Below are 17884 nucleotides of genomic sequence, written 5' to 3'. Positions count from 1 at the left end.
GGGCTGTTTGCCCCGCTCCAGGAGGGTTCATCCCGGGTCGAGATCTCGGCCCCTCAACCCTGTTCGAAAGGCTCCCCATGAAGCGCACGAAGGTTGCGACCGTTGCAGCAGTTCTGCTGACCGGCGCCATCTCGCTCGCCGGCGCGTCCTCCGCGTCGGCCGACTTCGCGCCGCAGACGCGCGACGTCGTCGGCGTCGGGTCGGACACGATCCAGTACGCCCTCAACTACGCCGCTGACGGCGTGAAGATCGGCGCGACCTTCAGCCCGGGCTACAACTCGAGCGCGAACGCGCGGCTCGTGTCGTTCAATGCGCTGAACCCGTCCGTCCCGACGAGCGACGCGAACATCCACGACACCATCACGCTCAAGTCCGGCACCACGCCGATCGTCCGCCCCGACGGATCGGGTGCCGGCAAGGCGCTGCTGTTCGGGGCCACGAACAACACGGCCGTCGACTTCGCTCGCTCCTCCTCGGCGCTCAGCGCCGCCGAGGTCACCGCCAGCCTCAAGGCATACCCCTTCGGCCTCGACAAGCTCGCGATCGCCGTGTCGGCGCAGGCGACCAACGCCCCCGCCGCGATCAGCCTCGCGCAGGTCGTCTCGATCTACTCGGGCGCCGTCACCAACTGGAACCAGATCGGTGGCTCGGCCGGCGTCATCGTCCCGATGATCCCGCAGGCCGGCTCGGGCACGCGCTCGTTCTTCGAGGCGCAGCTCAAGGCGGCCAACGGCGGCACCGCCGTCGTGCTCGGCAGCTCCGTGGTGGCCGTGCAGGAGCACGACCCGTCGGTGTTCACGGCCAGCCCGAACGCCGTCGCGCCGTTCTCCATCGGCCGGGCCGGGTTCGCGAACGCGACCGGCCTCGTCCGCATCGAGACCGGGACGGCGTCCGACGGCGGCACGAGCTTCCTCGCGTCACGCGCGGTCTACAACGTCGTTCGCGGCACCGACGCCAGCAAGGCGTACGTCTCCAACGTCTTCGGCTCCGACGGCTTCCTCTGCAGCTCCTCGGCCACGGGCCTGATCAAGGCTGCCGGCCTCGACCAGCTCGCCTCGCCGATCGATGGCGGCGCGTGCGGCACCCAGGTCAGCACGACGGCCGCGGTCACGAACTTCACCATCAACTGACCCCCTGCCTCCTCGGACGAGAGAGATACCCCTCATGCGCATCCTCAAGCCCTTCGCCGCGCTCGCGGCCGGCTCCCTGCTTCTCACCGGACTGGCCGTCGCGACGGCCGGCTCCGCCTCGGCCGCCGACAACGGTCCGCTGCTGCCCGGAACCATCTACTTGCTGAACAGCAAGACGGTCACGCTGGACAACGCGACGAACGCCAACATCGTCACGGCCGGCACCAACCTGGCCCGCCCGTGGTCGACGATCGCGGTCGACGCGGTCTGCCCCGCCGGCACGGCACAGAACTTCTCCCGCGTGCGCATCCCCCAGGTCGGGGTGGACCCGCTCAACTGGGACGAGGTCCAGTTCAACGGCACCGCGACCACGGTCGACGCAGCGGGCCGCTCGTACAACGCGACGAACTCCAGCCCGATGACCTCGGCGAAGGTCGCCGCCTACGTGCTCGCGCAGGGCGGCACCGCGACGCTCCCCCTGACGTTCACCTGCGCGGACGCCGGGGGCAACGCCACCGGCTACTTCGCCACGACCCTCACCGTCGTCGGCAGCACGTCCGCCGGCACCTGGTCCGTCCCGGCCCCGGCCGCCCTGGCGGGAATCGGCACGACGGTTGCCGTCTCGGCGAGCGCGAGCAGCGTCGAGGTCGGTTCGCCGATCACCCTCACCGCTGCCGTCACGCCCGTCGCCGCGACCGGCACGGTCGAGTTCCGCGACGGCGCCGTCTCGCTCGGCTCGGCTCCGGTCGCCGCCGGGAGCGCCGTCCTCACGACGTCGGCCCTCGCGGTCGGCACGCGGTCGGTCACCGCCGTCTACTCGGGTGACGCGACCTACGGCCCCAGCACCGGTGCGCCGTTCTCGGTGACCGTCACGGCCGTCGCGCCGCGATCGACCACCACGGTCCTCGCCGTCTCGGCCGTCGCCGGTGCCGCGTACCAGGCGGTCATCCTCACCCCGACCGTCACCGCCTCGCTCGGCGCGGCGAACGGCTCGGTGAGCTTCAAGGACGGCGCCGTCACGCTCGGCACGTCGCCGTGCGTCGCCGGGGTCGTCGCCCCGTTCACGACCAACGTCCTCGCCGCAGGTGCTCACAACCTGGTGGCCGAGTTCGTCGGTACCGCTCCCTACACGAGTTCGACCTCGGCCGCCGTGGTGGCGACCTACGTGCTCGAGGGTGCTGTGGACGAGCAGACCGTGGTCGTCACGATCCCGCAGGGCGCGATCACGCTGACGACGCCGTACACCCCGACCGCCCCCTGAACCTCGGGGTGGCTCTCCTGGACGCGGCCGACTCGACCTACTCCGCCTCGGCCCCGTTCACGGACATCGTGATCACGGACACGCGCGCCGGGAACCTCGGCTTCACCGCCTCGGTCGTCTCCGGGGCGTTCACCAATGCGACGGGTGGCAGCTTCGGCGGCCAGTACGCGGGCCTCACCGGCCTGGCTGCGACCCAGGTCGCGGGCAACGCGCTCCTGGCGACCGACCTGGTCCTGACGAACAACGCGCCGTTCACCGCCGGCCTCGCCACGCCCAAGGTGTTCGCGCAGCACGCCGCGGGCACCCCGATCGGCACGGCGAACCTCGCCGGGGTCTTCGGCATCGACGGGGTCCCGACCTCGGTGACGCCGGGCCTGTACACCGCGACGGTGACGTTCACCGCCGTCTGATCCGGTCCACGGTCTGAGGGGAGGTGGGGCGCCTGTCGCCCCACCTCCCCGAAGCCGTTGCACGTTCGCGGGACTCGTGCCCGCCTCCTCACCAGGGATCTCAGGGAGTCATCCACGATGCTCAACCACGCTCGTCACGCCGCGTTTGGCCGAGCCGCGTTTCGCCGAGCGGTCGTCGTCGGCGCCGTCACGCTGTCGGCCGCCGCCCTCGCCGCCCAGCCCGCTCTCGCCGCGAGCCCGTCGCCGGCGGACGGGCCGGCCCTGGCCTCGTTCGGGATCGGCCCGGCCGGCCTGGAGCGCCCGGACGCGCGGGCGTTCCTCAGCTACAGCGCGGGGCCCGGAGCGGTGATCTACGACCACGTCGCGATCATCAACCAGGCCGTGACGCCGATCGACCTCGACGTGTACAGCGGTGACGTCCTGATGGCCGACGGCGGCCTGGCAGTCACCGCGCGGGACCAGGAGACCACGGGTGCGGGCGCCTGGATCGCCGTCGACGCCGCTGCCACGGTGCAGGTCCCCGCGCAGTCGGTCGAGACCGGCCTCGGCTACACGATCGTGCCGTTCTCGATCACCGTCCCGGCCGACGCCGAGCCAGGGGACCATCTCGGCGGCATCGTCGCCTCGCTGGTCACCGTCGGGCAGGGCGGCGAGAACGCGCCCAGCATCGCGCTGGAGCAGCGGGTCGCCGCGCGGGTGTACATCCGGGTCGAGGGCGAGCTCGCGCCGGGGCTGGAGGTCGTCGACGTCACGGCGACCTACCGGGCCGGCGCCGCGGTGGGACCTGGCGCGATGAGGGTCAGCTATACGGTGCGCAACACCGGGAACGTCCGGCTCGCGGTCGAGCCGTCGGTGCACGTCGCAGGCGCGTTCGGGCTGCTGGGGCGCGGCGCGGTCGGTGAGCGTGCCGACGAGATCCTGCCGGGCGGCGAGGTGCGGGTCACCACCACCGTTGCGGACGTCTGGGCGCTCGGGTACGAGTCCGTCGTCGTCTCGGCGCGGGCCGTGGCACCGACGGCCGGGAGCGACCCCGGCGTGGGCACCGTCACCGCGACGACCGTCGTCGCGGCGATCCCGTGGATCGTCCTCGCGGCCCTCGGCCTGGTGATCGGTGCCGTGGCCTACCGGGCGATCCGTGTCCGCCGACGCAAGAACCGCCGCAACGCCCGACGGATCGCACGGGCGAGCGCTGCGGAGCGCGCCGGTTCGGGTCCCGACCGCAAGGAGGTCGAGCCCGTGGGCGCCGACCGGTCCTGAGCGGCAGCCGTTCGAGGCGAGGCAGGCGCCGCGCCTTCGTCCTGCGGACACCATGCCGCCGATCGCTATTCACACAATTCAGACATCCTCGGTCCGCGGCAGTAGTCCACGTGCCGAACGAAACCCCGGAAGGGACCGCTCACATGCGCCTCACCAAGACCCTGGCCGCTGTCGCCGCCAGCTCGATGATCCTCACCGGACTGGCCGTCGCGACGGCGGGCTCCGCCTCTGCCGCCGACAACGGGCCGCTGCTGCCGGGAACGATCTACCTGTTCAACAGCAAGACGGTCACGCTCGACAACGCGACCAACGCGAACGTCGTCAGCTCCGGCTCGAACGCGACCCGCCCGTGGTCGACGATCGCCGTGGACGCCACCTGCCCGGCGGGCACGGCGCAGAACTTCTCCCGCGTGCGCATCCCCCAGCCTGGGGTCGACGCCGTCAACTGGGACGAGGTCCAGTTCAATGCAGGCGCGGTGACGGTCGACTCGAAGGGGCGTTCGTACAACGCCGGGAACTCCAACCCGATGACGTCGGCCAAGGTCGCCGCCTACGTGCTCGCCCAGGGCGGGACCGGGGTCCTTCCCCTGACGTTCACCTGCGCGGACGCCGCCGGGGTCCCCACCGGGTACTTCGAGACGACGTTGACGGTCGTCGGCAACACCTCCGCCGGCACCTGGTCGGTCCCGACGCCGCCTGCACTCGCCTCGACCGGCGCCGTCGCGACCACCACGACGCTCGGTGCGGCGGCCTCGGGGGCCAACCTGGTCCTCACCGCCACCGTGGCCCCGAGCGCCGCCGGCAGCGTGATCTTCCGGGAGGGGACGACGGACCTCGCGACCGTCGCCGTCGCCGGCGGGACCGCCGCGTTCACGGTGACCGCTCCCGCGATCGGCAACCACTCGTACAACGCGAGCTTCGTGCCGACCAGCCCCGCGGCGTTCGGAGCTTCCGACGCCGCTCCGCAGACCTTCACGGTGGGCACGCAGGCGGGGACCGGCAACATCACGGTGACGCTCACCGTCCCCGCCGCACCGCTCGGTGCACCGGGCAGCCTCACGCTCAGCGCGCCGGCCAGCCCCACCGTCGCCCTCACCGGCGCGCGTGACGCCGGCAACACCCGCGTGACGGCCACCGCCGCCCTGCCGGGGCTCACCGTCGCGGACACGCGTCGCGACGACCTGCTCACCGGTTGGCAGGTCAACGTCCAGGCCTCGGACTTCAGCGGCACGGGCGGAACCGTCGGTGCGAAGTACCTCGGCTGGACCCCGTCGACGAGCAAGACCCCGGACGCCGGCAGCCTGCTCAACGTCCAGTCGGGTCCCTCGATCGCGTCGTTCCTCGACAGCGCCACGAGCACGGGCCTCGGCTCGAGCCAGCTGCTCGGCAAGTCGATCGCGAGCGGTCGGGGCACGAGCTCCCTGGGTGCCGCGCTCAACCTGGCCATCCCGGCCACGACCGCCGAGGGCAGCTACACCTCGACGATCACGGTCACCCTCATCGGCGGCTGACCAGTCCACCGCACCACGACCCGTCGAGCCTGAGTCGGAGCACCTCTCATGACCCACCTGGTAAGCCGCCGCATCCTGCGAGCCGCCCTCACGGCCCTCGTGGCGGCAGGAACGCTCGGCCTGTCTCTGGGCCAGGCCGCTGTGGCGGACGACGCCACGGCGGCCTGGTCCGCCAGTCCCGCTGACGCCGCCGGAGCGCAGGACGGCCGCACCCGGTTCGAGCTGCAGGCCGGGCCGTCGGCCTCGGTCTCCGATCGGGTGATCGTGGCCAACGCCTCGACCGTCGAGCAGACGTTCGCCGTCTACGGTGCCGATGCCTACAACACCCCCACCGGCGGGTACGACCTCCGGGCGGCGGCCGCAGCCCCGACCGACGTCGGCCTGTGGGTCACGACCGACGCCCCCACGGTGACGGTCGCGGCGCTGTCGACCGCCGTCGTCGGTTTCACGGTGACCGTGCCGGGGGAGGCCGCCCCGGGCGACCATGCCGGGGGCGTGGTCGTCTCCCTCGTCAACCCGGCGCCGACGGCCGACGGCGTCCTGCTCGACACGCGCGTGGCGGTGCGCCTCAACGTGCGCGTACCCGGTGAGCTCACGCCCTCGCTCGAGGTGCGTTCCGTGCACGCGAGCACCACGGGGAGCTGGGTGCCCTTCGCGCCGGCGCCGACCGAGGTCTCCTACGAGGTCGTCAACACGGGCAACGTGAAGATCGTCGGCAAGCCCCGCATCCGGGTGACCGGCCCGTTCGGCGTGCAGCTGGCCGCGGGGGTGGCCGTCGACACCCAAGAGGTCCTTCCGGGCCAGTCGTTCACGGTGCGCTCGCTGCTCGCGGGCGTGGCACCGATCGGGCTCGTCACGGCTGTGGTGGACGTCGACATGGCTGCTGCTCCGGGCCCCGACACCGAGATCCCGCTCGTGTCGAGCACCGCGAGCGGCACGTTCGTCGTCGTGTCCTGGACGGGACTCGCCGTCGTGCTCCTCGCCGCGGCTCTGGCCTGGTTCGTCGTGCGTCGCACGCGTCAGCGTCGCCGGGATGGCGAGGAGCTGTGGCGGCGCCTCTCGGCCACCGCTTCCGCCGATGCCGCTGGGCAGCCGACGCGCTCCGAGGCGCAGGCCGTCGGTCCGGTGCTGACCGTGCTCGCGGTCCTGGTCCTCGGCTCCGGGCTGTTCCTCGCCTCCGCCCCGGCCGCCCAGGCCGTCGCGCCTTCGGCCGCGACGGTGGCTGGGGTCGTCGAGCCACCGGCCCCCGTCGTGGTCGACGAGACGCTCCAGCTCACGGTCCCTTCACCGTCGGCGCTCGCGTCGTCGGGCACCGGCCCGAGCGGCAGCGGCGCGAGCGGTCAGCCCACCCGGCCGCGGACCGCCCCCGCCGCGGGCTCGGAGGTCGAGCCGGCGATCGCCCCGGCCGTGCCCGAGCCCGACGGCGGCTCGAACGCCGTCCCCGTCATCGTCTCGGAGCCGGACCAGGCCCCGGACCTGGTGTGGTCGGGCGGGGCCCGCCGTCTCACGCCCGCCCAGTGGTCCCTGGTCGGTCTCGGTGGTGCCGGCAGCGCCGGCGCCCTCGGGCTGCTGGGTCGCAACTACCTCCTCGCACGTCGAGGGAGAGGACTCATCGCATGAGCAACACCGACCCGCAGGGCCAGTCGACCCCGCAGCACGCGTCGGACCCGAGCGCCGGGCTGACGGTCACGATGCCGCCTGTCGCCGCGAACCCGTTCGCCACGGCGAGCGGTGAGCCGACGCGCAGCCGTCCGTCTCGCGCCACCGCCACCGCCGTGCTCGACCGGCCGGAGCCGGCCCGCCAGGCCGGGCCGCCGTCCTTCGAGCCGCAGGGCCTCGCCGAGCTCCAGGCCCAGTCGATCTCGGCGTGGTTCGCGAAGCACCAGGTCCTCGACCGGGTGTCGCTCACGATGCCGGCGGGCCAGGTGACGGCGCTGATCGGCCCGTCGGGCTGCGGCAAGTCGACCTTCCTGCGGATCCTCAACCGCATGCACGAGCTGGTGCCGTCCGCGTCGATGGCGGGGGAGGTCCTGCTCGACGGCCAGGACGTCTACGACCCGAGCCGCAAGCTCACCCAGGCGCGCCGTGACATCGGCATGGTCTTCCAGAAGCCCAACCCGTTCCCCGCCATGAGCATCCGCGAGAACGTGCTCGCGGGGCTCAAGCTGACCGGCGTGCGCGTGTCGTCGGCGGCGAAGGACCAGCTGGTCGAGGAGTCGCTGATCAAGGCCGGCCTGTGGCGTGAGGTCCGCGACCGGCTCGGCGCGCTCGGCGGAGGACTGTCGGGCGGTCAGCAGCAGCGCCTGTGCATCGCTCGCTCGCTCGCCGTCCGCCCCCGGGTTCTGCTGATGGACGAGCCCTGCTCGGCGCTCGACCCGACGTCGACTCGCGTCATCGAGGAGACCATGACCGAGCTGGCCCGCGAGGTGACGATCGTCATCGTGACCCACAACATGCAGCAGGCCGCGCGCGTGTCGCAGCAGTGCGCGTTCTTCCTGGCGGCGGAAGGCACCCCCGGCGTCATCGTCGAGCACGGTGACACGGGCTCCATGTTCGGCAATCCGCAGGACGAGCGGACCGCGGCCTACGTCGGCGGTCGCTTCGGGTAGCACGCCCGACGGGCCGCGTCGGCGCCAGGGCGGGACCGGGACGTCACATGACGGTGAAGGTGAGCGTGGTCCGCAGGCGCTCGCCCCGCACGGCAGCGGGAAGTCCCCTGACGGCGAGGGTGCCCTGGACGTGCGCACTTCCCGTGGACAGCCCCGCGGGGTAACGGGCGAAGCCTCGCGGTGCTCCCAGGCCAGGCGATCCCGGTCGGATGTCGTTGACGCGCACGTCTCGCGCCCGCAACGCGTTTCCGGGCACCTGGTCGGCCGACAGGTGCACCAGCCCGGCGCGCGCGCCGGCGTACTCGCCCCCCGAACGATCGAGCATCGGGCCTGCGACCACCGACGCGGTGAAGCCAAGGTTCCCGGGACGCGTGTCGGTGATGACCATGTCGGCGAGGCGGGGCCGGTACGCGGCCGCGCTCGTGATCGTGAGCGAGCCCGGCGGGATGGTCAGCACCACCGTCGTGTCCGCGCTCGCCGCCGCGCCGTCGAACGCGGCGAGGACGGGACCGGAGACCGGGCGCGCTGCGCGGGCGGCACCGGTGAGCTCGGCGGTGATCTGGTGCGGTCCCGGCCCGAGCGCGTTCGTCGTGACGGCTGCCTGACCGTCGACGAGCGGGACGTCTCGCGCGAGGAGTGACGCTCCGTCCCGAATCGTGACAGCACCTCGCGTCGTCCCGGAGGCGTCGCCGCCACGTGCCGCCACCACCGTGATCGTCACGGCGCGGTACGCGGGCCCCGAGGACGGCGTGACGGCGAGCGTCGTCGGCACCGGGCCGATCCCGCCTGGTCCGGCAGTGGCGGCGGCCACCGGAGCGCCGACGAGCAGCACGGAGCCCACCGCGATCGCGGTCAGGCGCACGGTGAGCGTCATGGCGATCGGACCTCCTGCGCGGCCGGGGGCCCCGACGTGGCGATGCCCCGAGCCCGCCCGGCTCGGCCCGGCAGGGCCGTGCGGCGGCGCGCGGTGCACCACTGTCCTCATCGACCGGAGCCGATCTGATTGAAGCGCCACGGGTCGTCGATCGGGCGTCTGAATCACCAAGACTCGCTGCTCGCGTGCTGGTCAACCGGCTCCCGCCGAGGTCGGCGGTCGATTTGGGTAGTCGCTCCCGAATCACAACGGTGTGACTACTGCGACTGGTGGGGTTCGTGTGCACTGGAGTGATCCCTGTGGGTAGCGTGCACCTCAGGCTCGCGCGCAGAAGCGCGCGGCATCGCCCAAGGAGCACCGGCGTGACCCCCACTCGTGCACGCACGCGCGCCTCCCTGTCGGCGCTCGCGGTCGGGCTGCTGATCGCGCTGGGACCGGCCACGACGTCGGCCGCCGATCCCGCGGACCCGTCCGACCAGGCGCTCCAGGCCGCCCGCAGCGCCGTCGCCGTCGGGGTCAGCGCGGTCGCCGACATCGAGGTCCAGCTCGCCCAGCAGAGCGCCGCCCGCGACGTGGCCGTTGCATCCGCCGCGACCGCGGGCGAGGACTATGTCCGCGCCGAGCAGGATCGGATCGACGCCGCGGAGGCTGCGACCCGGGCGGGTGTCCTGTCCGAGTCGGCCAACGCCCAGATGGAGACCTCCCGCCGCACGCTCGTCGCGATCGCCCTGGCGGCGGCCCGCTCGGGCGGCGCGATCGACGGTGTCCAGACCTTCTTGTCCGCAGACGGCTTCGACGAGGTCGTCGAGCGCAGCACCGCCCTGAGTCGCGTGGGCGCCAAGGCCGACCGCGCGGTCCAGCAGTTCCGCGCGTCGACGCTCGTGGCCGACACGCTCAGCTCGCGTGCCGACGCGGCCGTGACCGAGAGTGCCGCCACCGCCACGGCCGCCGAGGACGCCCTCGCCGCCGCCAACCAGGCCCAGGCCGACGCCGACGCCGCCGTCGCTGCCGCTGAGGTCCAGCGCGAGGCACTGATCGTCCAGCTCGCTGCGGCGCGCAGCACGACTGCCGAGATCGAGCGGGCCCGCCAGGACCAGATCGACGCGGATCGGGCCGCGCGGGCGAGCGCAGCCGCGCAGGCTGCGCGGACCGCACCCCCGACGCCGTCGGGCAGCACGCGGCCGACGGCGACGCCCGTCGCCGCCCCCGTCGCCGCCCCCGTCGCTCCGCCCGTCGCCACCCCCGCCACTCCCGCCACCCCGAACACCCCGGCCCCGGCCCCGGCTCCGGCTCCGGCACCGGCGCCCGCTCCGACCCCTACCCCGACCCCGACGACCGACACCCCGTCCGCCCCGCCGACGACCGGGAGCTCACGCGGCTCTGCCGGCAAGGGCGCCGCCGCCGTCGCCTGGGCCAGCGGCAAGCTGGGCCTGGAGTACGTCTGGGGCGCGACCGGACCGGACTCCTACGACTGCTCGGGCCTCACCAGCCAGGCGTGGTTGGCCGCCGGACTGAACATCACGCGGACGTCCCGCTCGCAGTACGCAGCAGTGCAGAAGATCAGCTACAACGAGCTGCGCCCGGGTGACCTGATCTTCTGGGGCGACAACCCGTCCGACCCGACGAGCGTCTACCACGTGGCGCTCTACGCCGGCGGCGGCCAGATCATCGAGGCCGCGAGGCCCGGCGTGCTGAGTCGCCTGACCTCGATGAACGGCCGCTGGGCCAGCACCATGACCTACGCCGGCCGCCCGTAGCGAGCCCGAGCAGCCGAAACCAGACGAACCAGGAGTAGTGGTTGCCGTGTTGTCGGCAACCACTACTCCTGGTTCGTGGGTCGTGCGGGTGACGCGAGTCAGTGCTCGTGCGCGTAGTAGCCCGTGTCGATCGCGCGCTGACGGCTGCGCTGGATCTCTACCTCGGCGGCGGCGCGGTCGACCCAGTGGGCGCCCTCGACGGACTTGCCGGGCTCGAGGTCCTTGTAGACCTCGAAGAAGTGCTGGATCTCGAGCCGGTGGAAGTCCGACACGTCGTCGATGTCCTGGCGCCAGCTGGCGCGCTGGTCGCCCGACGGCACGCAGAGGACCTTGTCGTCGCCGCCGGCCTCGTCGCGCATGCGGAACATGCCGAGCGCGCGACAACGGATCAGGCAGCCGGGGAACGTGGGCTCCTCGAGGAGCACGAGCGCGTCCAGCGGGTCGCCGTCCTCGCCGAGCGTGCCGTCGATGAAGCCGTAGTCGTCGGGGTAGCGGGTCGAGGTGAACAGCATGCGGTCAAGGCGGATCCGCCCGGTCGCGTGGTCCATCTCGTACTTGTTGCGCTGACCCTTCGGGATCTCGATCGTGACGTCGAACTCCACAGTTCTCCTCCGCATGGCGCGTCCCGGTGCCTCCGCGAGGTGCGGCCGACCGGGACGACGAATGTGACGGTGGCGGCCAACTGTCCTGCGGCCCACCGGTGGTGCCAGGGAACTATTGTGGCCCACCGACGGGCGCCCATGTGCCCACTGGTGACCTGAAAGGACTCCGATGAGCAGCGTCACGCGCGCGATCGGCATCGGTGTCCTCGTCGTCGCGCTCTCGGGGGGCGCGTACCTGACCGCCGACGCGTACGACGTCGTGCCGGGTCTGGTCACGCTCGCCCCGGTCCCGGCGCCGCCCGCACCCTTCCCGACGGCGCCCGGCGCGGTCACCGCGCCCGCGCTCGCCCCGGTGCTGCCCGCGCTGGCGGCCGACGCCCCCCTGCCGACCGCGGAGCGGCTGACCGCGCTGGTCGACGCGCTCGCGAGCGACCCGCGGATCGGACCCTCGGCGGGCGTCGTCGTCGCCGACCAGCTGACCGGGGAGGTCCTCGCGCGGCACGACGACGAGACCCCGCACACGCCCGCGTCGACGGCCAAGCTGGTGACCGCCGTGGCCGCGCTGAGCGCGCTGGGCGGCGACGCGACGATCACCACCCGGGTGGTGCGCGGGTCGGCGGACCAGATCGTGCTCGTGGGCGGCGGCGACATGATGCTCGCGGCCGGCGAGGGTGACCCGGCCAAGGTCAACGGGCACGCCGGCCTGGCGGACCTCGCGCGCCAGGCGGCGCGGGCGCTCACCCTGGCGGGCACGACCACGGTGACCCTCGGGGTGGACGACACGCTGTTCTCGGGTCCTGCGGTCAGCCCCGCCTGGGATGCGACCTACCTGTCGAACGGCTTCGTCGCCCCGGTCACGGCCCTGGCGGTCAAGATCGCGGCGCTGCGGGACGACGTCGAGTACCCGCAGCGTCAGGCCGATCCGTCGCTCGCCGCCGGGGCGGCCTTCGCGACGGCGCTGGCCGCGGAGGGGATCACGGTCACGGGGAAGCCCGCCCGGGTCACCGCGACCGGGGACGCGCTCGCGCTCGGCTCGGTCGAGTCGGCCCCGATGGCGCAGGTCGTCGCGTACTTCCTCACCACGTCCGACAACACGATCACCGAGGTCGTCGGGCGGCTCGTGGCGATCGACGCCGGTCTGCCCGGGAGCTTCGGCGGCGCGACCGACGCCGTCGTGGCGCGCGCCCAGCAGCTCGGCGTGGACACGACCGGCGCCCGCCTGGTCGACACGAGCGGGCTCGCGGCCGGCTCCGCGCTGCCGGCCCGGACGCTCCTCGGCCTGCTCGGGCTCATCACCGACGGTCAGCACTCCGAGCTGCGCCCGATCGCGATCGACCTGCCGATCGGGGGCCTGCGCGGGACGCTCAGCGACCGGTTCCCCTCGCCGCCGGCGCGCGGCCTGGTCCGGGCGAAGACGGGCAGCCTCCCGGGCGTGACCTCGCTCGCCGGGACGGTCGTGACCGTCGACGGGCGGCAGCTCGAGTTCGTCGTCCTGGCTGATCAGACCCCGGTCGGCGGGCAGTACGCACCGCGCGTCGCGATCGACGCGTTCGTCGACCAGCTCGCGGGCTGCGGCTGCTCCTGACGACTACCGTGGCCCGATGACCGACTACGCCCCCGTGGACTGGCCCGTCGCCGCGCGGTTCGCCGACCGGCTCGTGACGCCCGGGCCGCCGACCGACCGCGCCGAGGCGACGGCCCTGGTCGTCGACCTGCGCCGCGCTGCCGCCGTCGCCGCCGGGCACGTGGCCCGGATCACGTCGATGGTGCCGGCCGACGGCTCCGACCCGGCCGTGGCGGGGGTCTCCCGGGTGCTCGTGGTCGACCGGTCCGGATGGGCGCGCGCGAACACCGAGCTGCTCGCGACCCTCACCGCCGCGGTCGGCGTCCGCCAGGGTGCCAAGGTGCCCTCCCGTGCCACGCGGCTGGCGGGAGCGGCGCAGGCCGGCGCAGTGCTCGCCGTCCTGTCCGGCAAGGTGCTCGGCCAGTTCGACCCGTTCACGCTCGCGGCCGGACCGGACGGGACCGTGCGGGGTCGGCTCCTGCTGGTCGCGCCGAACGTGCTCCAGGTCGAGCGCGCGCTCGGCGTCGACCCCGCCGACTTCCGGCTGTGGGTCGCGCTGCACGAGCAGACCCACGCCCTGCAGTTCGCCGCCGCGCCCTGGCTCTCGGGGCACCTGCGCGCGCGCTCGGCGGAGCTGATCACGGACCTCGCGAGCGACGGCGACCACGCCGACGCGCGCCGGGCCCGGGCGCTCGCCACCACGGTGGCCAAGACCCTGCGTGGGGACGACGACGCCGTCGGCCTCGAGGGGCTCCTGCGACCCGAGCAGCGACTGGTCTTCGAGGAGGTCGGGGCTGTGATGGCCCTGCTCGAGGGGCATGCCGACGTCGCGATGGACGCGGTGGGCCCCGCTGTCGTGCCCACCGTGCGCCGGATCCGTGCCCGGTTCGAGGCGCGCCGCGCGACCGCCGGGACGCACGGCCCGGTCGACCGGGTGCTGCGCCGGCTCCTCGGGCTCGACCTCAAGCTGGCGCAGTACCGCGACGGCGCGAAGTTCGTCCGCAGCGTGACCCGGGCGGTCGGCCAGGACGGCCTGAACGCGGTGTGGTCCTCGCCGCAGGCTCTGCCCCTGCCACGGGAGATCGGCGACCCGCGCGCCTGGGTACGTCGCGTCCATGGCTGACGCGCCGTGAGCGGCCCGGCGCCGGCGGTCGCCGCCGCCAGGCTCGCGGTGCGCGCCGCGCTCGGGGACCTGCCATCGGGTGCGCTGGTGCTCGTCGCCTGCTCGGGCGGGCCGGACTCGCTCGCGCTCGCGGCGGCGACGGCGTTCGTCGCGCCGCGGCTCGGGCTGCGGGCCGGGGCGGTCGTCGTCGACCACGGGCTCCAGCCGGGCAGCGGGCCGGTGGCCGACGACGCCGGGGCCGCGTGCGCGCTCCTCGGCCTGGACCCGGTGCGGGTCGTGCGGGTCGCCGTCGGCGGGGTCGGCGGCCCCGAAGGTGCGGCCCGCGAGGCCCGCTACGGCGCGCTCGAGGAGGTCGCCGCCGAGCTCGGGGCGCCGACCGTGCTGCTCGGCCACACGCTCGACGACCAGGCCGAGACGGTGCTGCTCGGGCTGGCGCGCGGTTCGGGTGCGCGGTCGCTCGCCGGCATGCCCGCGCGGCGCGGTGTGTTCCGACGTCCGCTGCTCGGGCTGCGCCGGGCCGACACGCTTGCGGCGTGCGCTGCGCTCGGCCTCGAGCCGTGGCACGACCCGACCAACGCCGGCCAGGAGCGTACGGACGGCCCCGCGCCGCGCCGCAGTGCGGTCCGGCGGCACGTCCTGCCGGTGCTCGAGGACGTCCTCGGTCCTGGCGTCGCGGTGGCGCTCGCGCGCAGCGCCGACCAGCTCCGCGACGATGCCGACGCGCTCGACGCCCTCGCGGCCGAGCTGGTCGCCGTCGCGCGCGCCGAGGCGCACCGCGCCGTCGGGCCCCTCGCCGGTGCTCCCCTGTCGGTCGCGCCGCTGGCGGCCGCCCTGGCCGCGCTGCGCCATCGCGCTCTGCGGGTCGCGGCGATCGACGCGGGCTGCCCGCCGGGCTCGTTGCACCGCTCGCACGTGCTCGCGATGGACGCGCTCGTGACCGCCTGGCACGGCCAGGGTCCGGTCGCGCTGCCCGGCCGGATCGGGGTGCTCCGCGCATGTGGCAGTCTGACCTTCATCACCCCCCACGACTGAGGAGCCAAGACGGTGGACGCTGCGGACATGGGCGACGACCTCGAGCGGGTCCTGATCTCGGAGGAGCGCCTCGGCGCCCGTCTCGACGAGATCGCGGCTCAGATCGACGCCGATTACGCGGGTAAGGACCTTCTGCTGGTGGGTGTGCTCAAGGGCGCGGTCATGGTCATGGCAGACCTGGCCCGACGCCTGCACACCCCGATCGAGATGGACTGGATGGCCGTGTCGTCCTACGGCTCCGGCACCAAGTCGTCCGGGGTCGTGCGCATCCTCAAGGACCTCGACGCCGACATCACCGACCGTCACGTGCTGATCGTCGAGGACATCATCGACTCGGGGCTGACCCTGTCGTGGCTCCTGTCGAACCTGCGCAGCCGGTCCCCGCTGAGCGTCGAGATCGCGACCATGCTGCGCAAGCCCGACGCCGCCAAGGTCGAGGTCGACGTGCGCTACGTCGGCTTCGAGATCGCGAACGAGTTCGTCGTCGGCTACGGCCTGGACTACATCGAGCGGTACCGCAACCTGCCCTTCGTCGGCACGCTCGCGCCGCACGTCTACGCCGACTGAACCCCGCTCGGGCGGCGCGCTTCGAGCACGCCGCCTTGGCCCTGGGCGAACAAAGGGCCGGATCGCCAGGTTGAACGTGTAACTTCGACGTTCGACCTGCCTATGCGATCTGGAGGGATCAGGGGGTTCGCCCCCGTCGCCCATGAACCTCAAGCGCCTCACCCGCGGCCCCGCGATCTGGATCGTCCTGGCGGTGGCGATCCTCTGGATCGGCGCCTCGACGATGCTCACCCCGAGCGTGCAGAAGATCGACACCTCAGCCGGTCTACAGCTCCTCAGCCAAGGCAAGGTCGAGCAGGCCAAGATCGTCGACGGCGAGCAGCGCGTCAACCTCACCCTCACCGAGGCCTACTCCGTGGGCGGCGAGGACAAGGGCAAGAACGTCGAGTTCTTCTACGTCGTCCCCCAGGGGCAGACCGTGGTCGACGCCATCGCGAAGGCCGACCCCAAGGGCGGCTACAACTCCGAGGTGCCGCGCCAGTCCTGGTGGGCGAGCCTGCTGAGCCTGCTGCTCCCGTTCGTCATCATCCTGGGCATCTTCTGGTTCCTCATGTCCAACATGCAGGGCGGCGGCTCGCGCGTGATGAGCTTCGGCAAGTCGAAGGCGAAGCTCGTCAACAAGGAGTCCCCGCAGGTCGGGTTCTCCGACGTCGCCGGCGTGGACGAGGCCGTCGAGGAGCTCCAGGAGATCAAGGACTTCCTCGCCGACCCGGCCCGGTTCCAGGCCGTCGGCGCGAAGATCCCGCGCGGCGTGCTGCTGTACGGCCAGCCCGGTACCGGCAAGACGCTGCTCGCCCGGGCGGTCGCCGGCGAGGCGGGCGTGCCGTTCTACTCGATCTCCGGCTCGGACTTCGTCGAGATGTTCGTCGGCGTCGGCGCCTCACGCGTGCGTGACCTGTTCGACCAGGCCAAGCAGAACGCGCCGGCCATCATCTTCATCGACGAGATCGACGCCGTCGGGCGTCACCGCGGCGCCGGCATGGGCGGCGGGCACGACGAGCGCGAGCAGACCCTCAACCAGATGCTGGTCGAGATGGACGGCTTCGACGTCAACACCAACGTCATCCTCATCGCGGCCACCAACCGGCCCGACATCCTCGACCCGGCACTGCTGCGCCCGGGCCGGTTCGACCGCCAGATCGCCGTCGACCCGCCCGACCTTAAGGGCCGCGCCCAGATCCTGAGCGTGCACGCGCAGGGCAAGCCGATGGCACCGTCCGTCGACCTCGAGGCCGTCGCGCGCCGCACCCCCGGCTTCACGGGCGCCGATCTCGCGAACGTCCTCAACGAGGCCGCGCTGCTCACGGCCCGCACGGGTGGCCAGCTGGTCGGGAACCACGAGCTCGACGAGGCGATCGACCGCGTCGTGGCCGGCCCGCAGAAGCGGACCCGGATCATGAAGCTCTCGCAGCAGAAGATCACCGCGTACCACGAGGGCGGCCACGCGCTCGTGGCGACCGCGCTGCGCTACACGGACCCCGTCACCAAGGTGACGATCCTCCCCCGCGGCCGGGCGCTCGGCTACACGATGGTCATGCCGATGGAAGACAAGTACTCCACGACGCGCAACGAGCTGCTCGACCAGCTCGCGTACGCGATCGGCGGTCGCGTGGCCGAGGAGCTCGTGTTCCACGACCCGACCACGGGGGCCTCGAACGACATCGAGAAGGCCACCGAGGTGGCCCGCAAGATGGTCACCCAGTACGGCATGAGCGAGAAGATCGGCGCGATCAAGCTCGGCCAGGACTCCGGCGAGGTCTTCATGGGCCGCGACATGGGTCACGGCCGGGAGTACTCCGAGACGGTGGCCGCGCTGGTCGACGTCGAGGTCCGTCGCCTGATCGAGGCCGCGCACGACGAGGCGTGGTCGATCCTGGTCGAGTACCGCGACGTGCTCGACGCCCTCGTGCTCGAGCTCCTCGAGCACGAGACGCTCAACCAGGCCGAGCTCGTCCCGATCTTCGCGTCGATCACCAAGCGACCCGAGCGCAACGTGTGGCTCTCGTCCGACGACCGTGCCGTGTCGCAGCGGCCGCCGGTCCTCACGCCGTCCGAGCGCGCTCTGCTCAACGGGGGTGCGCCGGCCCTCACCGGTGGCGCGCTCACCGCCCAGGAGGAGCACGGCGCCATCATCGTCACCGAGGACCCGCCGTCGTCGGCCCCCGACAACGGGCTGCAGGACTGAGC

General features: G+C 73.1%; 15 protein-coding genes. 13 read left to right on the top strand and 2 right to left on the bottom strand.

The window, feature by feature from the left end; all coding sequences use genetic code 11:
- The first annotated feature begins 77 nt into the window (after positions 1 to 77).
- The 7 genes from VTA80_RS06995 to VTA80_RS06965 all read left to right on the top strand — a co-directional run bounded on the left by VTA80_RS06995 (position 78) and on the right by VTA80_RS06965 (position 8178).
- A complete protein-coding gene (locus VTA80_RS06995) occupies positions 78 to 1130 on the top strand; it encodes a substrate-binding domain-containing protein (RefSeq protein ID WP_407344674.1) in 1053 nt (350 codons plus the stop codon).
- Between the two features lie 34 nt (positions 1131 to 1164).
- Positions 1165 to 2391: an Ig-like domain repeat protein gene (locus VTA80_RS06990; protein WP_407344673.1), complete on the top strand. Its 1227-nt coding sequence runs from the start codon at positions 1165 to 1167 to the stop codon at positions 2389 to 2391.
- Positions 2392 to 2399: 8 nt separating this feature from the next.
- Positions 2400 to 2801, top strand: coding sequence for a hypothetical protein (locus VTA80_RS06985; protein WP_407344672.1), 402 nt, complete (start codon positions 2400 to 2402; stop codon positions 2799 to 2801).
- 117 nt (positions 2802 to 2918) lie between these two features.
- The gene (locus tag VTA80_RS06980; RefSeq protein WP_407344671.1) at positions 2919 to 4058 is read left to right on the top strand and encodes a hypothetical protein; all 1140 of its coding nucleotides are present in this window, start codon (positions 2919 to 2921) and stop codon (positions 4056 to 4058) included.
- Positions 4059 to 4201: 143 nt separating this feature from the next.
- Entirely contained in the window at positions 4202 to 5569 is a 1368-nt protein-coding gene (locus VTA80_RS06975; protein WP_407344670.1) for a hypothetical protein, read from the top strand.
- Between the two features lie 48 nt (positions 5570 to 5617).
- On the top strand, positions 5618 to 7189 hold the full coding sequence (locus VTA80_RS06970) for a hypothetical protein (RefSeq protein WP_407344669.1): 1572 nt from the start codon (positions 5618 to 5620) through the stop codon (positions 7187 to 7189).
- 71 nt (positions 7190 to 7260) lie between these two features.
- Positions 7261 to 8178, top strand: a complete 918-nt coding sequence (locus VTA80_RS06965; protein WP_407345715.1) for a phosphate ABC transporter ATP-binding protein — start codon at positions 7261 to 7263, stop codon at positions 8176 to 8178.
- Positions 8179 to 8221: 43 nt separating this feature from the next.
- On the opposite strand, the gene VTA80_RS06960 is transcribed toward VTA80_RS06965, so the two are convergent.
- A complete protein-coding gene (locus VTA80_RS06960) occupies positions 8222 to 9052 on the bottom strand; it encodes an Ig-like domain-containing protein (RefSeq protein WP_407344668.1) in 831 nt (276 codons plus the stop codon).
- Between the two features lie 362 nt (positions 9053 to 9414).
- Here VTA80_RS06960 and VTA80_RS06955 point away from each other — a divergent pair, with 362 nt between their 5' ends.
- Positions 9415 to 10809, top strand: a complete 1395-nt coding sequence (locus VTA80_RS06955) for an NlpC/P60 family protein (protein ID WP_407344667.1) — start codon at positions 9415 to 9417, stop codon at positions 10807 to 10809.
- A gap of 98 nt (positions 10810 to 10907) precedes the next feature.
- On the opposite strand, the gene VTA80_RS06950 is transcribed toward VTA80_RS06955, so the two are convergent.
- Entirely contained in the window at positions 10908 to 11411 is a 504-nt protein-coding gene (locus VTA80_RS06950) for an inorganic diphosphatase (RefSeq protein ID WP_407344666.1), read from the bottom strand.
- A 169-nt stretch (positions 11412 to 11580) separates the two neighbouring features.
- Between VTA80_RS06950 and dacB the strand changes: the two genes are divergently transcribed.
- From dacB to ftsH, 5 genes are all read left to right on the top strand, one after another.
- Positions 11581 to 12996 (top strand): D-alanyl-D-alanine carboxypeptidase/D-alanyl-D-alanine-endopeptidase, encoded by a 1416-nt coding sequence (gene dacB, locus VTA80_RS06945; protein WP_407344665.1) that lies wholly within the window; start codon positions 11581 to 11583, stop codon positions 12994 to 12996.
- Between the two features lie 16 nt (positions 12997 to 13012).
- On the top strand, positions 13013 to 14098 hold the full coding sequence (locus VTA80_RS06940) for a zinc-dependent metalloprotease (protein WP_407344664.1): 1086 nt from the start codon (positions 13013 to 13015) through the stop codon (positions 14096 to 14098).
- A gap of 6 nt (positions 14099 to 14104) precedes the next feature.
- Positions 14105 to 15130, top strand: a complete 1026-nt coding sequence (gene tilS, locus VTA80_RS06935; RefSeq protein ID WP_407344663.1) for a tRNA lysidine(34) synthetase TilS — start codon at positions 14105 to 14107, stop codon at positions 15128 to 15130.
- Between the two features lie 12 nt (positions 15131 to 15142).
- Positions 15143 to 15697: a hypoxanthine phosphoribosyltransferase gene (gene hpt / locus VTA80_RS06930; RefSeq protein ID WP_407344662.1), complete on the top strand. Its 555-nt coding sequence runs from the start codon at positions 15143 to 15145 to the stop codon at positions 15695 to 15697.
- 142 nt (positions 15698 to 15839) lie between these two features.
- Positions 15840 to 17882 (top strand): ATP-dependent zinc metalloprotease FtsH, encoded by a 2043-nt coding sequence (ftsH, locus tag VTA80_RS06925; protein ID WP_407344661.1) that lies wholly within the window; start codon positions 15840 to 15842, stop codon positions 17880 to 17882.
- Positions 17883 to 17884 lie beyond the last annotated feature (2 nt).

Source organism: Pengzhenrongella phosphoraccumulans (genome assembly GCF_045689905.1).
GTDB lineage: Bacteria > Actinomycetota > Actinomycetes > Actinomycetales > Cellulomonadaceae > Pengzhenrongella > Pengzhenrongella phosphoraccumulans.
The sequence above is the reverse complement of the archived record's forward strand: the minus strand, read 5'-3'. Positions and strand labels throughout refer to the sequence as shown.

What these genes read in the sequence shown, in the direction of transcription:
- VTA80_RS06995 (WP_407344674.1), top strand. Translation starts at nt 78, where the DNA reads ATGAAGCGCACGAAGGTTGCGACCGTTGCAGCAGTTCTGCTGACCGGC.
- VTA80_RS06990 (WP_407344673.1), top strand. Translation starts at nt 1,165, where the DNA reads ATGCGCATCCTCAAGCCCTTCGCCGCGCTCGCGGCCGGCTCCCTGCTT.
- VTA80_RS06980 (WP_407344671.1), top strand. Translation starts at nt 2,919, where the DNA reads ATGCTCAACCACGCTCGTCACGCCGCGTTTGGCCGAGCCGCGTTTCGC.
- VTA80_RS06975 (WP_407344670.1), top strand. Translation starts at nt 4,202, where the DNA reads ATGCGCCTCACCAAGACCCTGGCCGCTGTCGCCGCCAGCTCGATGATC.
- VTA80_RS06970 (WP_407344669.1), top strand. Translation starts at nt 5,618, where the DNA reads ATGACCCACCTGGTAAGCCGCCGCATCCTGCGAGCCGCCCTCACGGCC.
- VTA80_RS06965 (WP_407345715.1), top strand. Translation starts at nt 7,261, where the DNA reads ATGCCGCCTGTCGCCGCGAACCCGTTCGCCACGGCGAGCGGTGAGCCG.
- VTA80_RS06960 (WP_407344668.1), bottom strand. Translation starts at nt 9,052, where the DNA reads ATGACGCTCACCGTGCGCCTGACCGCGATCGCGGTGGGCTCCGTGCTG.
- dacB (WP_407344665.1), top strand. Translation starts at nt 11,581, where the DNA reads ATGAGCAGCGTCACGCGCGCGATCGGCATCGGTGTCCTCGTCGTCGCG.
- VTA80_RS06940 (WP_407344664.1), top strand. Translation starts at nt 13,013, where the DNA reads ATGACCGACTACGCCCCCGTGGACTGGCCCGTCGCCGCGCGGTTCGCC.
- ftsH (WP_407344661.1), top strand. Translation starts at nt 15,840, where the DNA reads ATGAACCTCAAGCGCCTCACCCGCGGCCCCGCGATCTGGATCGTCCTG.